The organism is Streptomyces sp. NPDC025618 (assembly GCF_055558795.1).
The window spans coordinates 31,556-45,503 of sequence record NZ_JBVHLW010000035.1 but is presented as its reverse complement, the minus strand read 5'-3'; the positions used below and the strand labels follow the sequence as shown (position 1 = coordinate 45,503).

14 protein-coding genes are annotated in these 13,948 nt (G+C 72.6%); 6 read left to right on the top strand and 8 right to left on the bottom strand.

What is annotated here, in order from left to right:
• The first annotated feature begins 76 nt into the window (after window positions 1-76).
• Window positions 77-1,264 carry a threonine aldolase family protein gene (locus tag ACZ4A5_RS24995; protein ID WP_467588390.1) on the top strand — a complete coding sequence of 396 codons (1,188 nt, stop codon included), beginning with the start codon at window positions 77-79 and terminating at the stop codon, window positions 1,262-1,264.
• Here the strand turns inward: ACZ4A5_RS24995 and ACZ4A5_RS24990 are convergent.
• Window positions 1,175-1,567: a hypothetical protein gene (locus tag ACZ4A5_RS24990; RefSeq protein ID WP_467588388.1), complete on the bottom strand. Its 393-nt coding sequence runs from the start codon at window positions 1,565-1,567 to the stop codon at window positions 1,175-1,177. The two genes, ACZ4A5_RS24995 and ACZ4A5_RS24990, sit on opposite strands and share 90 nt — an antisense overlap.
• Window positions 1,568-1,665: 98 nt before the next feature.
• Between ACZ4A5_RS24990 and ACZ4A5_RS24985 the strand changes: the two genes are divergently transcribed.
• Entirely contained in the window at window positions 1,666-2,751 is a 1,086-nt protein-coding gene (locus ACZ4A5_RS24985) for a DUF5937 family protein (protein WP_467588385.1), read from the top strand.
• Window positions 2,752-2,836: 85 nt separating this feature from the next.
• On the opposite strand, the gene ACZ4A5_RS24980 is transcribed toward ACZ4A5_RS24985, so the two are convergent.
• Window positions 2,837-3,445, bottom strand: a complete 609-nt coding sequence (locus ACZ4A5_RS24980) for a short chain dehydrogenase (protein WP_467588382.1) — start codon at window positions 3,443-3,445, stop codon at window positions 2,837-2,839.
• Window positions 3,446-3,551: 106 nt separating this feature from the next.
• Here ACZ4A5_RS24980 and ACZ4A5_RS24975 point away from each other — a divergent pair, with 106 nt between their 5' ends.
• Window positions 3,552-4,406, top strand: a complete 855-nt coding sequence (locus ACZ4A5_RS24975; protein WP_467588378.1) for a LysR family transcriptional regulator — start codon at window positions 3,552-3,554, stop codon at window positions 4,404-4,406.
• 15 nt (window positions 4,407-4,421) lie between these two features.
• Here the strand turns inward: ACZ4A5_RS24975 and ACZ4A5_RS24970 are convergent, their stop codons facing one another.
• Both ACZ4A5_RS24970 and ACZ4A5_RS24965 read right to left on the bottom strand, forming a co-directional pair.
• The gene (locus ACZ4A5_RS24970; RefSeq protein WP_467588373.1) at window positions 4,422-5,099 is read right to left on the bottom strand and encodes a response regulator; all 678 of its coding nucleotides are present in this window, start codon (window positions 5,097-5,099) and stop codon (window positions 4,422-4,424) included.
• 124 nt (window positions 5,100-5,223) lie between these two features.
• A complete protein-coding gene (locus ACZ4A5_RS24965) occupies window positions 5,224-6,429 on the bottom strand; it encodes a sensor histidine kinase (protein WP_467588436.1) in 1,206 nt (401 codons plus the stop codon).
• 121 nt (window positions 6,430-6,550) lie between these two features.
• On the opposite strand from ACZ4A5_RS24965, the gene ACZ4A5_RS24960 reads away from it, so the two are divergent.
• Entirely contained in the window at window positions 6,551-7,567 is a 1,017-nt protein-coding gene (locus ACZ4A5_RS24960) for an SAM-dependent methyltransferase (protein ID WP_467588369.1), read from the top strand.
• Window positions 7,568-7,579: 12 nt separating this feature from the next.
• Entirely contained in the window at window positions 7,580-8,731 is a 1,152-nt protein-coding gene (locus ACZ4A5_RS24955; RefSeq protein ID WP_361535195.1) for an NADH-quinone oxidoreductase subunit D, read from the top strand.
• Between the two features lie 76 nt (window positions 8,732-8,807).
• Here the strand turns inward: ACZ4A5_RS24955 and ACZ4A5_RS24950 are convergent, their stop codons facing one another.
• The 4 genes from ACZ4A5_RS24950 to ACZ4A5_RS24935 form a co-directional block, all read right to left on the bottom strand.
• Window positions 8,808-9,899 (bottom strand): hypothetical protein, encoded by a 1,092-nt coding sequence (locus tag ACZ4A5_RS24950; RefSeq protein ID WP_467588364.1) that lies wholly within the window; start codon window positions 9,897-9,899, stop codon window positions 8,808-8,810.
• 174 nt (window positions 9,900-10,073) lie between these two features.
• Window positions 10,074-11,063, bottom strand: coding sequence for an ABC transporter substrate-binding protein (locus tag ACZ4A5_RS24945; protein ID WP_467588361.1), 990 nt, complete (start codon window positions 11,061-11,063; stop codon window positions 10,074-10,076).
• A 100-nt stretch (window positions 11,064-11,163) separates the two neighbouring features.
• On the bottom strand, window positions 11,164-11,910 hold the full coding sequence (locus tag ACZ4A5_RS24940; protein WP_467588358.1) for an ABC transporter permease: 747 nt from the start codon (window positions 11,908-11,910) through the stop codon (window positions 11,164-11,166).
• Entirely contained in the window at window positions 11,910-12,638 is a 729-nt protein-coding gene (locus tag ACZ4A5_RS24935; RefSeq protein ID WP_467588353.1) for an ABC transporter permease, read from the bottom strand. Before ACZ4A5_RS24935 ends, ACZ4A5_RS24940 begins: the two co-directional genes overlap by 1 nt.
• A gap of 128 nt (window positions 12,639-12,766) precedes the next feature.
• Here ACZ4A5_RS24935 and ACZ4A5_RS24930 point away from each other — a divergent pair, with 128 nt between their 5' ends.
• Complete coding sequence (locus ACZ4A5_RS24930; protein WP_467588350.1) at window positions 12,767-13,939, top strand: ABC transporter ATP-binding protein; 1,173 nt, start codon at window positions 12,767-12,769, stop codon at window positions 13,937-13,939.
• Window positions 13,940-13,948 lie beyond the last annotated feature (9 nt).

Here is a 13,948-nt window from a genome sequence, read left to right as displayed (position 1 = left end):
CCGGTGATCGCTCAGCTCATGGCACAGGCCACGGCTCGGGCTCATGACCGGCGACGGGACCGAGGAGGGGAGCGGGATGACGACGCGAGAAGAGCCTGAGGAGAGACCAGCCCGCGGGGAGGCCGTGGACCGGGCGCGCAGGGTCGCGGCCGTGCGGGGAGCCGAGCGGGTCCTCTCGTCGGGCCCCCCGCTGCTGACGGTCGCCGAGCGGCTGGCGGCGCTGGCCGCGGAGGCCCCCGCCGGGTGCGGCCTGGACGGGCCGGTGGATATGTACGGCGACGGGATCGTCGGCGAGCTGGAGCGCAGGGTCGCGGAGCTGCTGGGGACGGAGGCGGCGGCGTTCTTCCCGACCGGCACGATGGCGCAGCAGGTGGCCCTGCGCTGCTGGGCCGGGCGCACCGGCAGCCCGGTCGTGGCGCTGCACCCGATGTCCCACCTGGAGACGTCCGAGCGCGCGGCGTACGCACAGGTCAGCGGCCTGCGCGCGGTCCGTCTCGGGGGCGGCCCCCGGCCGCCGACGGCCGTGGAGGTCCGTGATCTCGACGAACCCTTCGGGACGCTGGTGCTCGAACTGCCGTTGCGGGAGGCGGGCTTCCTCCTGCCGACGTGGGAGGAGCTCACGGCCGTGGTGGAGGCGGCTCGCGAGCGGGACGCGGTGGTCCACTTCGACGGCGCGCGGCTGTGGGAGTGCGCGAGCCACTTCGGGGTGGGCCTGGCCGAGGTGGCGGCCCTGGCGGACTCGGTCTACGTGTCCTTCTACAAATCGCTCGGCGGCATATCGGGGGCCGCGCTGGCGGGGCCGGCCGAGTTGGTGGAGGAGGCGAAGGCGTGGCGGCACCGGTACGGCGGAGAGATCTTCCAGCAGTGGCCCGCCGCGCTCGCGGCGCTGACCGGGCTGGAGCGTGAGCTGCCCCGGCTCCCGTCGTACGTGGCACACGCCGCGGTCGTGGCGGCGGCGCTGGAGAAGGGATTCCGGGCGGCGGGGGTGCCGTGGTTCCGGGTCGGCCCCCGGGTGCCGCACACCCACCAGTTCCGGGTGTGGCTGCCGTATCCGGCCGGGGTGCTGGACGAGGCCGGGGTGTCGATGGCGGAGGAGACGCGCACGAGCGTGTTCCGCGGCTGGTCGCCCTCCGACGTGCCCGGTCTGTCGTTCACCGAGGTCACCGTCGCCTCGTCAGCACTGAGCTGGACGCCCGAGGCGGTCGTCGAGGCGGTCGGTGCCTTCCTGGCCCGGGTTCCGGCAGGCACCGGAGACGCAGGGTGAGGCGGGCTCGGCGGTGCGGACCTCCGCCGCGGGACGGGCGGTGACGCGGGAGGCCGGCTGCGCAGAAGTGCGCGATCCCGGGCGGAGGGAGGCGCGGAAGGAGGGGAGGCGCAGGAAGGAGAGCAGGGAGTTCCAGCGGGCGCGGCGGGCCGCGGCGCGCTCGTCGACGACGGCCCGGAAGTCCCTCCAGGTGCGGAATTCACGGAGGGCCTGGAGCTGGCCGTCGCCCGGGGCGGGCGGGGCGGGCTCCTGATGCTGAGCAGTGCGGTAGAGGTCGAGCATGTGCTGCTGAGTGGCGTTCATGACACCACCCTGCGCCGGTTGCGAAGCGACTGGCGCGTCGATTGACGAGGACCGTCAATCGACGGTCCGACCTGCGAAAAGAGAGGCACGATGAGCACATGAGCGTGGACATCGACATCACCGGACTGCCGCTCGAGCGCATCCAGTTCTGCCCGTCGCCCCTGGCCGAGCTGGGCGCGATGCTGCACGCGCTGGCCGAGCCCGGTCACCACCCGGGGCTGCACGCCTGGGCCACCACGACCGCCTCCTCGCTCAAGCCCGACCTCGCGGACCGGCTGACCGAGGCGGACTTCCTGTGGCGCTCCACGCGTTCGGACATCCTGCTCCCCGCCGTCCCCCGGGCCACGCTCGCCGAGGAGCTCGACGACCTCGACCGGATGGACGACGAGACGTTCACCTCCGCGGCCTTCGAGGTCACCTGCACCACCGGCTACGAGAAGGGCTGGCCCTCGCCGCTGGTGGACTCCGGGCAGCGGGCACGGGTCCTTGAGCTCTCGGCGGCCCGCGGACCGCGGCAGGCGGCCTTCGCACAGCGGATGCTGGAGACCCCCGATGTGCTGCGCGCCTGGCTGCGGCGCCTCTTCGAGGACTGCGAGCAGGCGTTCTTCGGTGACAACTGGCAGCGGGTCCGGGTGCAGCTCGCCACCGACGCCCGGCACAAGGCGGACCTCCTCCGGCACAAGGGCCTCGGGGAAGCCCTCACCGCGGTCTCCCCCGCTGTCTCGCTCAGCGAGGACGGGTCGCGCATCGTCGTCGACAAGCTGGCGAGCGGGCGGACGACCGCCGCGTACGGGCAGGGGGTGACGTTCCTGCCGACCGCCTTCGGCTGGCCGCACCTCTTCGCCATCCACCGGGCCGGCTGGCAGCCGGTCATCCAGTACCCGGTGACCGCCACCGAGCTTCCCCAGCCCACGGCCCCGCACCTGGTGCAGCAGCGGCTGGAGGCCCTCGCCCACCCGGTCCGGATGCGGCTGTGCCGCACCCTCTCGCGCGGCCCCCACACCACGGGCGAGCTGGCCGCCGCGTACGACCTGACGCCGCCCGAGGTGTCGCGGCACATAGCCGTGATGAAGAAGGCGGGTCTGCTGAGCACGCGGCGGCGCGGCAGGTACGTCCTGCATCAGCTGGACCTGACGACGGTGGCGCGCTTGGGGAGCGACTTCCTGGAGACGGTGCTCCGGTGACGGCGGGGCGGCCTCCGGAGAGATCGCCCGGACCCGCACCCGGCCGGAGCCCACGCCTCGCGAGAACCGCGCCCCGCCGGAGTACCTAGACCACCTCGTAGACCTGCCCCGTCTGGCGGCCCTCGACCGAGCGGACGTACGCGTTCGCGACGCGGCTGAGCGGTACGGACTCCATGCCGGGGAAGAACGCTCCGTACGCGTCGAGGGACTCGGTGACCACGGTCGGGCTGACGGCGTTGATCCGCTGCGGCGGGAGCTCTATCGCGGCCGCGCGGACGAACGCCTCGACCGCGCCGTTCGCCGCGGAGGCTGCCGCCCCCGCGAGGATCGGCTCGTGGGTCAGGACGCCGCTGATCAGGGTGAAGGACCCGGTCGCGGACAGATGCCGGGAGCCCTGCCGGACGAGCTCGATCTGGCTCAGCGCCTTGCCCCGGAAGGAGGCGGCGAAGTCGTCGGCGGTCAGCTCGCCCAGCGGCTTGAAGACGGCGTCGCCCGCCGCGCACACGACCGCGTCCAGCCCGCTCCCGCCCGCCACCCGCTCGTAGAGCCGGCCGACGGCCCCGGGGTCGGTGATGTCGCAGATCACGTCGCCGCCCGTGCGGCCGACGGTGATCACGTCATGGCCGCGCCCTGCCAGTGCCGTGCGGACCGCGCCGCCCAGGGTGCCGGAGGCTCCGACGAGGAGAATCTTCATGCTGACCGTCCAGGAATTCGCGAGAAGCAACAGGAACGACTCCGACGCTAATCAGCCCTTCCCTCACCCGGAAATGCCTTCTGCGCAGCGACTATGCTCCGCACGCATGGATGTGGAACTGCGTCACCTCAAGGCCCTGGTCGCCATCGCCGACGAAGGCACCGTCACCGCGGCGGCGGCGCGTCTGCACCTGACCCAGCCCGCCCTGTCCCGCACGCTCGCCCAGCTCGAACAGCGCGTGGGGGTCCGGCTCGTGGACCGCTCGTCCCGCCGCCTGGCCCTCACACCGTCCGGCCGGACCCTGCTGGAGCACGGCCGGGCGATCCTCGCCCACATGGACGCCGCGCTCGCCGACGCGGCGGCCGTCTCCCGTCCGCTGCGGCTGGGGTACAACTGCGCCGTCCTCGGTGAGCTCACCGTGCCGCTGCTGCGTTCCTGGCACCGGGACCATCCGCACATCCCGCTGGAGCTGCGCCGGATGGACAACCGCACGGCCGGGCTCGCCACCCGCGAGGTCGACGTGGCGATCCTGCGGGTCCTGCCCACGGACCCCCGCATCCACGCCGAGGCGCTCTATCTGGAGGAGCGCGTCGCCGCGCTGCCCGACGACCACCCGCTCGCGGGCGAAGCCGCCGTCACCCTGGCCGAGCTCCGCGTCGACACGCTCGTGGTCTGCCCGGAGACCGGCACCGCGGGTGCCGAGCTCTGGCCGGCCGCGCTGCGTCCGCGCCGTACGACGGAGGTGCGCAATGTCGACGAATGGCTGACCGCCGTCGCCGCGGGGCAGGCGGTCGGCCTCGCGGCGGCGGGCACGCGGGAGAGCCACGCGCACCCCGGGGTGCGCTACGTCCCCGTCACCGACGCCCCGGCGGCCACTGTCTATCTCGCCCGGCCCGCCCAGCCGACGCATCCGGGGACGGACGACTTCCGCCAGGCGGTGCGGACCGTGGTGTCCACGTGACCGGCTCCCGGAGCCCTACTGCGCCGCTCCCCCGCCCGCCCGCACGAGCCCGCTCTCGTACGCGAGCACCACGACCTGGACCCGGTCGCGCAGCCCCAGCTTGGTGAGGATCCGGCCCACATGGGTCTTCACGGTGGCCTCGGAGAGCACCAGCCGTCCCGCGATCTCGCCGTTGGACAGCCCCTGCGCCACCAGCAGCATCACCTCGCGCTCCCGCTCGGTGAGCCTGCTCAGCTCGGCGCTCGTGGGTTCGTTGCCCGTGCTGGGCAGCATGGGGGTGAAACGGTCCAGCAGTCTGCGGGTCGTACTGGGCGCGACCACCGCGTCCCCGCTGTGCACGGCCCGGATGGCGCCCAGCAGTTCGGCCGGGGGCACGTCCTTGAGCATGAAGCCGCTCGCGCCGACCTTCAGCGCGGAGAAGGCGTATTCGTCCAGGTCGAAGGTGGTCAGGATGAGCACCTTCGGCGGGTTCTCCTGCGCGCAGATGCGGCGGGTCGCCTCCACGCCGTCCAGGCGCGGCATGCGCACGTCCATCAGGACGACGTCCACCTCGGTCCCGGCCAGCACCTCCAGGGCCTCCGCGCCGTCCCCGGCCTCGGCGACGACGTCCATGTCGGGCTGGGCCGCCAGCACCATGCGGAAGCCGGTGCGCAGGAGCACCTGGTCGTCGACGAGCATCACGCGGATCGACATGCGTGGTCCCTTTCCTAGGTGTTCATCAAGTCTGCCAGCGCTGACGGTTTTCGATCAGTCTTGATCAGCATGTGATCGCCGGGCGTCCCGCGAACGGCACGTCCCACGAACGGCACCCGGCGGATCAGCGGCCGCCGGGCTTGATCGGCAGCAGCACGCTGATCCGGAAGCCGCCGCCCGGCCGCGGCCCGGCGTCCAGGGTGCCGCCGACCATCCCGACCCGCTCACGCATGCCGATCAGGCCGTGCCCCATGCCATCGGCACCCCCCGCCTCGTACAGCTCCTGCTGCGCGCCCCGGCCGTCGTCCTCGACCAGCAGGCCGAGCCCGTCGTCGAAGTAGGTCAAGCGCACGCTCGCGCCCGCGTCCGGACCGCCGTGCTTGCGGGTGTTGGTGAGCGCTTCCTGCACGATGCGGTACGCGGTCAGCTCCACACCGCTCGGCAGCGGCCGCGGCGCGCCCTCGACCTGGAACTCCACCGGCAGCCCCGCGCCGCGCACCTGCTCCACGAGGTCGCCGATCTGCTCCACGTCGGGCTGCGGTACGTACTCGCCGCCCCCACCGCCCTCCTCCGTGCGCAGTACACCCAGCAGCCGGCGCATCTCGGCGAGCGCCTGGCGCCCGGTGCCCGAGATGGTCTCCAGGGCCTGCTTGGCCTGCTCGGGCGAGGCGTCCAGGACATAGGCTGCGCCGTCGGCCTGAACCACCATCACCGAGACGTTGTGCGCGACGACGTCGTGCAGCTCCCGCGCGATCCGCGCCCGCTCCGCGACCACCGCCATCCGCGACTGCTGCTCGCGCTCCTTCTCCAGCCGCGTGGCCCGCTCCTCCAGCTGCGCCCAGTACGCCCGGCGGGTGCGCATCGAGTCGCCGAGCACCCAGGCCAGGACGAACGGAACGGTGATGAAGACCGTCCCTATGACGCTGGTGGTCATCGTCTGGTCGGGGTCGGCCCAGCGCAGGTTGGCGAGCGTCGGCGCGATCAGGCCGCCGATCAGCGCGTAGCGGGACGCCCAGCGGGTGTTGCCGGACGCCACCGTGTAGATGATCACGAGCAGCGCGAAGTCGGCGAGGTTCTGCCCGGTGTCGAAGGCGAGCTGGGCCAGCCCGACCGCCGTCGCCAGCAGCAGCATCTTCTCCGGCCAGCGCCTGCGCAGCGCGATCACCGCGCACAGCGCGACCGCGACGACCCCCTTGACCAGGCCCGACGCGTGGCCGGCCCCGGTCGACCCCTCGGCGATGGTGATCAGACTGAGGCCGAGCAGCAGGACGGCCCAGAAGCTGTCCACACCCGTCGGGTGCCTGCGGAGAAAGTCGTAGAGGCGCTGCACGTCACCCAGCGTAGGCATGTCGCGTACGTGCCGGGGTCAACCGGACGATCGATCCGACGACGCCCCGCCTACTCCCCAAGGTGGAGGCGGTGTGCTGCCCAAGGGCGCATAGCGTGTGCGTATGGCAAGCGGAACAACAACGTGGCGGGCCGCCACCGAGGCCGCCCTCTACGGCCCGAACGGCTTCTACCTGCGCCCCGAGGGTCCCGCCGGGCACTTCCGTACGTCGGTGCACGCCTCCCCGCTCTTCGCCGGGGCGGTGGCGGAACTGCTGCGACGCGTCGACGAGGCGCTGGGGCACCCGGCCGAGCTGGCGTTCACGGACGTCGGCGCGGGCCGGGGCGAACTGCTCACCGCGGTGCTCGCGCACACCGCGCCCGAGCTGGGCGCGCGACTGCGTCCGTACGCCGTAGAGCGCGCCGAGCGCCCCCCGGGGATCGACGCGCGCATCACCTGGCTGAGTGAGCTCCCCGAAGGCGTGGACGGACTGCTTTTCGCCAACGAATGGCTCGACAACGTGCCGGTCGACGTCGCCGAGACGGACGCGGAGGGCATCGCGCGCCAGGTGCTCGTCCAGGAGGACGGCGAGGAGCTCCTCGGCGAGCCGGTGACCGGCGCCGACGCCGACTGGCTGGCCCGCTGGTGGCCGCTCGACGGCGCGCCGCCCGGCAGCCGGGCGGAGATCGGCCTGCCGCGCGACGCCGCCTGGGCGCGAGCGGTGGGCAGCCTGCGCTCCGGGCTGGCGGTCGCCGTGGACTACGCGCACCGGCGCGCCGCCCGGCCGCCGTTCGGGACGCTGACCGGCTTCCGGGAGGGGCGTGAGGTGCGGCCGGTGCCGGACGGTTCGTGCGACATCACCGCGCACGTCGCCCTGGACGCGTGCGCGGGTCCGGGCAGTTCGCTGCTGACCCAGCGCGAGGCCCTGCGCGCCCTCGGCGTCGACGGCGGCCGTCCCCCGCTGTCGCTCGCGTCGTCCGACCCGGCCGGTTACGTACGGGCGCTGGGCGCGGCCGGCGAGGCGGCCGAACTGCTGGCACCGGCGGGGCTGGGCGGCTTCGGCTGGCTGACGCAGCCGGTCGGCGACGCCTGCGCGGGGCTGCCGGCGGCCGCCGGAGGCCACCCGGACGGGGAAGGCTGACAAACTACTCCCATGGCCCCTACCACTGAGACGACTGTCGGCATCGGCGGCGCGGCGGAGAGCACCGACATGGTGCTCAACATCGGGCCGCAGCACCCGTCCACCCATGGCGTGCTGCGGCTGCGGCTCGTCCTGGACGGGGAGCGGATCCAGCACGCCGAGCCGGTCGTCGGCTATATGCACCGGGGCGCGGAGAAGCTGTTCGAGGCGCGCGACTACCGGCAGATCATCATGCTCGCCAACCGCCACGACTGGCTGTCGGCCTTCTCCAACGAGCTCGGGGTCGTGCTCGCGGTGGAGCGGATGCTGGGCATGGAGGTCCCCGAGCGCGCCGTGTGGACGCGCACGCTGCTCGCCGAGCTGAACCGGGTGCTCAACCACCTGATGTTCCTCGGCTCGTACCCCCTCGAACTGGGCGGGATCACGCCCGTCTTCCACGCCTTCCACGAGCGCGAGCAGCTCCAGACGGTGATGGAGGAGGTCTCCGGCGGCCGGATGCACTACATGTTCAACCGCGTCGGCGGCCTCAAGGAGGACCTGCCCGCGGGCTGGCTCGCCCGCGCCCGGCACGCGGTGGCCGACGTCCGCTCACGGATGGACGTCTACGACCGGCTCGTGCTCGGCAACGAGATCTTCCGCGGCCGCACGCGCGGCGTCGGCGTGCTCTCCCGCGAGGCGGTGCACGCGTACGGCGTCAGCGGGCCGATCGCCCGCGCCTCCGGTGTGGACTTCGACCTGCGCCGCGACGAGCCGTATCTCGCGTACGGCGAGCTGCGGGACACCCTGAAGGTGGTCACGCGCGAGGACGGCGACTGCCTGGCCCGCTTCGAGTGCCTGCTGGAGCAGACGCACAACTCGCTCGAGCTGGCGGAGGCGTGCCTGGACCGGATCGCGCAGCTGGCGCCCGGTCCGATCAACCAGCGGCTGCCGAAGGTCCTCAAGGCACCGGAGGGCGCGACGTACGCCTGGACGGAGAACCCGCTCGGCCTCAACGGCTACTACCTGGTCTCCAAGGGCGAGAAGACGCCGTACCGGCTCAAGCTGCGGTCGGCGTCGTTCAACAACATCCAGGCGCTGACCGAGCTGCTGCCGGGCACGCTTGTGGCCGACATGGTGGCGATTCTCGGTTCGCTGTTCTTCGTCGTCGGCGACATCGACAAGTAATCGGCAAGTAGGAGCGCGAAAACGCGTGACCCCCGGTGGCAGGTCCACCGGGGGTCACGCGTTTTCGCAACGACCGTCAAGAGATGGCGCTGCGCAGCTGCACGACATCTATCTGCTCGGTCTCGTCGTGCGCGGTCAGGTCGATGACGTCCCCTTTGGAGTCGTCGCCCTGCTGCTCCGCGGCCTCGGCCTCGGCGAGCACCTCCTCGCCGACGACGTCCGCGAGGTCCGTCTCCTCGACGGGCCGCGCGGCGGAGGGCGTCCGCTGGGTGCCGAAGAAGTCGAAGCCGCCCTGGGTGCGCGACGCGGGGCGCCGGGCGGGGTGCTGCTGCGGCACGACGGCGGAGGCGGGGCGGGGCGCGGGGGGCGTGCTCTTCGCGACGGGGGCCTCGTCGGTCTCGTCGACGGCGCGGTCCCCGGCTTCCTCCGCGGCCTTCGGAACCTCAGGAGCCTCGGGAGCCTCTGCGGCCTTCGGGGCCTCGGGAGCCTTCGCGGCCTTAAGGTCCTGGGGAGCGGTGGTCTCCGTCTCCTCGGCGGCCTGCGCGCCCGTACGCCGCTTGGCGGCCCTCGCCGCGTCCGCGGCGCTCAGGGTCTCGCCGGTGACCGGCAGTCCGCTCGGAGGCACGACGTCCGTCAGCGCCGGAGTCGCGTCCTGGCCGGGCTCCGTGGCGGCTTCCGCGTCCCGCTGGATCGCCGCGTTCCGCTCCAGGTCGCGCAGTGCCTCGGCGGCCTTGCGGTACGCGGACGCGGCGACGGCGGCCCCGTCGGCGCCGACCGAGGCCGCAGCGGACTCCAGCGCCTTCGCGCCGCGGGGCGCGGTGCCCTGGGCCTGGCGGCGGCCCTCCAGCGCGCTGGCGCGCCCGGTCTCGGCCGCGGCGTAGCGGCGCAGCAGGTCGGCGTGTTCGCTCCGGAGACGGGCGAGCTCGGCGCGTTTGCCGCGCAGCTTGGTCTCCGCCTTGGCGCGGCCGGCGCGGGCTTCCTCCAGCTCCGTCTCCAGCTCGGCGATGCGCTCGTCGGTCTTCCACTCATCGCGCACCCGGGCGGCGTTGAGCTGGGCGACCCGCTTCCCGGCGGCGTGGTCCCAACGGCGCATCAGCACGGCACCGACCACCGCGGCGGCGGCAGCGGCCGCGGCGAGGCCCCGGATGACGACCGTTTCACCTACCACCCAAGCACCGGCGGCAGCGGCGACCGATGTCGCTGCGACCGCCGACGGGGGAAGAAGCCTGTGCAGGGGCGGTGAATGGCGATGGCGTCCTCGTGGCATGGCCTGAAACTTACCGTGCGTCGCCTCGGGAGTGTGACTCCACCACCAAACTCTTCCCTTGATCTTACTTCTCTCCTACTGCTTCTCCTTCGTCAGCAAGCCCTTGTCCTTGAGGTACCGCGCGGCCACATCCGCGGGCTTGAGCCGCTGCGCGTCGACCTTCTTGTTGAGTTCGGTGAGATCGGCCGTGGTCAGCACCCTGTTGAGCTTGCCGAGAGCGTCGGCGATCTTCTGCGAACCGGCCTTCTTCGCATTCACGACGGGCAACACGTTGTCGGAGTTCTGGAGCTTCTTGTCGTCCTCCAGCAGAACGAGACCGAACTGTTCGAGTGTGGCGTCCGTGGTGGTGGTCAGCACCATCTGGTCCTTGCCGGACTTGACCGCCTGCTTGGCCTGCGTACTGCCGACCTCCAGCGGGTCGATGCCGGTGACGTCGATGCCGTACGTCTTCTCCAGACCGGGCTGGCAGAAGGGCCGCTGGGGGCATTCGTCGCCCGCCGCGAGCTTGACCTTCTCCTTTGCCGCGCCGAGGTCGGAAAGCGTCTTGAGCTGGTGTTTCGCGGCGAACTCCGCGGTCACCGCGAAGGCGTTCTGGTCGACGGCACGGCCGGGATCCAGCACCTTGAGGCCGCGCGGCTCGGCGAGTTTACGGAGCGCCTTCACCGTGGTGCCGGCATCGGCAGAGGCGACCGTCGGAGCGTCCTTGCCGTTCTGCTTCTTGTTGAGGAATTCGGCGAGCGTCGCGGCATACTCCGGGACGATGTCGATCTTGCCGTTCTCCAGCTCCGGTTCATAGAGCTCACGGGCGTCGACGGTCTTGATCGACGTCGAATAGCCGGCGTCCTTCAGCAGGCCCGCGTATATCTCGGCGAGCACCTTGGACTCGGTGAAGGACGCCGATCCGATGACCAGCGAACCCTCGCCGGGCCGCGCGGACGCGTCACCGCCGCCGGACTTCTCCAGGCTGTCCCCACCGCAGGCGGCGAGGCCCGCCGTCAGGGTGGCGACGCCCGCCATCGCCAGCAGCGCGCGCGTGGTCCGCGCTCGACGCGGGGTCCTGCTCATGGGGAACTCCATCCATTCGGTCGGGCGCCCGGCGCACCCGGACGCCCCTTGATCAGTCGTCAGTCTCCGCGGCCGCGCGTGGACGGACGGAGCGCGGGTGTCACACAGCGCCGCCCACCGGGACGGCGTCGGCGGGCGCCACCGGCCCCTCGCCGCCCGGCGCCCGGCCCGCCGTGCGCTTCACACGCCGGCGCACCGGGTCCAGCAGCCGCTCCAGGACCACCAGCACCCCCTCGACCAGCAGCGCGAGCACGGCCACCAGCACCGCCCCGGACACCACTTGCGCGGTGTCGGTGAGCCGGAAGCCCGCCGTGATGATCCGGCCGAGGCCACCGCCGCCCGGCAGCGCCGCGAGCGTGGTCGTGGCCACCACCTGCACCGCGGCGGTCCGCACCCCGGTCGCTATCAGCGGGAAGGCCAGCGGCAGCTCCACCCGGCCGATCAGCTGACGGCCGGTCATGCCCATGCCCCGCGCGGCCTCGACCACGTCCCGGTCGACCTCGCGCATCCCGACGTACGCGTTGGTGAGCAGCGGCGGGATCGCGAAGAGCACCAGCGCGATGACGGTCGGCCATGAACCATGCGTACCCAGTGGGCTGAGCAGCAACAGCACCAGCACCGCGAACGTCGGCACGGCGCGCCCCGCGTTGGAGATGTTCACCGCGAGGGCGCCGCCGCGGCCCACGTGGCCGAGCAGCACGGCGACGGGCAGCGCGATGGCGCACGAGATCGCCAGGCAGGCGAACGTCAGGAACAGGTGCTCGCCCAGCCGGTGCCATACGCCGTCGGTGCCGGACCAGTGCGAGCCGGTCGTCAGCCACGTCCAGGTGCGGTCGATGACACCCATCACACAGCCCCCTCGGCGCTCAGCCGCTTGCGCGCGCCCCCGCCGCGGCGCTTCGCCTTCCCGCCCGCCCGCGTCCACGGCGTCAGCAGCCGCTGCACGAGCAGCAGCAGGACGTCCGCCACGATCGCGAGCGCCACGCACAGCACCGAGGCGGTGAGCACCTGTGCCTTGAAGTAGCTGTGCATGCCCTCGTAGATGAGGTTGCCCAGGCCGCCGTAGCCGATGATGGCGCCGACCGTGGTGAGCGAGACGGTGGAGACCGTGGCGATCCGCAGGCCCGCCATCAGGGCGGGCAGCGCCAGCGGGAGCTCCACCGCGAAGAGCAGGCGCAGCGGGCCGTAGCCCATGCCGCGCGCCGCCTCGCGGGCCTCCTCGGGCACCGAGGCGAGCCCCGCGAGGATGTTCCGCACGAGCACCGTCAGCGAATAGAGCACCAGCCCGGTGACCACGACCGACACCGACAGCCCGAAGACGGGCACCAGCAGCGAGAACATGGCCAGCGAGGGCACCGTGTAGAGCACGGTGGTCAGGCCGAGGACCGGGCCCGCCGCCGCCCGCCATCTGCGGGCCAGCAAAGCCAGCGGAAAGGCGACGAGCACGCCGATGGCGACCGAAGCCAGTGTGATCCCGATGTGCTGGAGCGTGGCGTCCGTCAGCTCGTGGCCACGGGTCCGCAGATACTCGCCGCAGATCCAGTCGTTGGAGACCAGGCAGTTCTGCCCCGCCATACGCTCTCACCTCCCCCTGGGCCTTGACCGTCGGTTACTGGCGACCCTAACCCCGGGCACTGACATTCGAGTCCGGCGCCACACAACGGCAACAATGTCGGGAGCGAGTACGGCCAGAATGGGGAACCATGATCCGCTTCGAGCATGTCACCAAGCGCTACGCCGATGGCACCACCGCCGTGGACGACCTGTCCTTCGAGGTGGCGGAGGGCGAGCTGGTCACGCTCGTCGGACCGTCCGGCTGCGGCAAGACCACCACGATGAAGATGGTCAACCGGCTGATCGAGCCGACCGGCGGCCGGATCCTCCTCGACGGGGAGGACATCGCGAAGGCCGACCCCGTCGAACTGCGCCGCCGGATCGGCTACGTCATCCAGCAGGTCGGCCTCTTCCCGCACAAGACCGTGCTCGACAACACCGCGACGGTCCCGCATCTGCTCGGCTGGCAGCGCAAGAAGGCCCGCGCCCGCGCCGCCGAACTGCTCGACCTCGTCGGGCTCGACCCGTCCGTCTACGGCGACCGCTATCCCGAGCAGCTCTCCGGCGGGCAGCGCCAGCGCGTCGGCGTGGCCCGCGCGCTGGCCGCCGACCCGCCTGTGCTGCTGATGGACGAGCCGTTCGGCGCGGTCGACCCGGTGGTCCGCGAGCACCTGCAGAGCGAGTTCCTGCGGCTCCAGTCGCAGGTGCGCAAGACGGTCCTCTTCGTCACCCATGACATGGAGGAAGCCGTCCGGCTCGGCGACCGCATCGCGGTCTACGGCAACGGGCGCATCGAACAGTTCGATCCGCCGGCGGCCGTGCTCGGCGCGCCCGCCACGCCGTACGTGGCCGACTTCGTCGGCGCCGACCGGGGGCTGAAGCGGCTGTCCGTCACCCCCATCGAGTCCGGCGACCTCGAACAGCCGCCGGTCGTCCACCTCGACGACCCGGTGGGCGAGGCCGCGGCCCGGCTGGCGGCCGAGGGAGCGCGCTGGGCGGTGGTCCTGGATCACGCGGACGGGCTGCACGGCTGGGTCTCGGCGGAGGCGCTGGCCGGCGCGGCCGACGGCGGCAAGGTCCGCGGCCACTCCCGGCGCATGGACGCGTGGCTGCCGGTGGGGGCGTCGCTCAAACAGGCGTTCAGCACGATGCTCCAGCACGACGCGGGCTGGATCGCCGTCCTCGACGGCGAGCAGGCGGACCGCTTCCTGGGCGTCCTGACGCCGGCCCGCCTGCACGAGGCCCTGCGGCGGTCCACGGCGGCCGACGCGACGGGCGCGGCACGCGCGGACGTGTCGGTGGAGACCGTCGCCGACGCGTAGCGGTCCGCC

Bases quoted from the DNA above. Each gene is read 5' to 3' on its own strand.
- ACZ4A5_RS24995 (WP_467588390.1), top strand. From the start codon at position 77: ATGACGACGCGAGAAGAGCCTGAGGAGAGACCAGCCCGCGGGGAGGCC.
- ACZ4A5_RS24990 (WP_467588388.1), bottom strand. From the start codon at position 1,567: ATGAACGCCACTCAGCAGCACATGCTCGACCTCTACCGCACTGCTCAG.
- ACZ4A5_RS24985 (WP_467588385.1), top strand. From the start codon at position 1,666: ATGAGCGTGGACATCGACATCACCGGACTGCCGCTCGAGCGCATCCAG.
- ACZ4A5_RS24980 (WP_467588382.1), bottom strand. From the start codon at position 3,445: ATGAAGATTCTCCTCGTCGGAGCCTCCGGCACCCTGGGCGGCGCGGTC.
- ACZ4A5_RS24975 (WP_467588378.1), top strand. From the start codon at position 3,552: ATGGATGTGGAACTGCGTCACCTCAAGGCCCTGGTCGCCATCGCCGAC.
- ACZ4A5_RS24970 (WP_467588373.1), bottom strand. From the start codon at position 5,099: ATGTCGATCCGCGTGATGCTCGTCGACGACCAGGTGCTCCTGCGCACC.
- ACZ4A5_RS24960 (WP_467588369.1), top strand. From the start codon at position 6,551: ATGGCAAGCGGAACAACAACGTGGCGGGCCGCCACCGAGGCCGCCCTC.
- ACZ4A5_RS24955 (WP_361535195.1), top strand. From the start codon at position 7,580: ATGGCCCCTACCACTGAGACGACTGTCGGCATCGGCGGCGCGGCGGAG.
- ACZ4A5_RS24945 (WP_467588361.1), bottom strand. From the start codon at position 11,063: ATGAGCAGGACCCCGCGTCGAGCGCGGACCACGCGCGCGCTGCTGGCG.
- ACZ4A5_RS24940 (WP_467588358.1), bottom strand. From the start codon at position 11,910: ATGGGTGTCATCGACCGCACCTGGACGTGGCTGACGACCGGCTCGCAC.
- ACZ4A5_RS24935 (WP_467588353.1), bottom strand. From the start codon at position 12,638: ATGGCGGGGCAGAACTGCCTGGTCTCCAACGACTGGATCTGCGGCGAG.
- ACZ4A5_RS24930 (WP_467588350.1), top strand. From the start codon at position 12,767: ATGATCCGCTTCGAGCATGTCACCAAGCGCTACGCCGATGGCACCACC.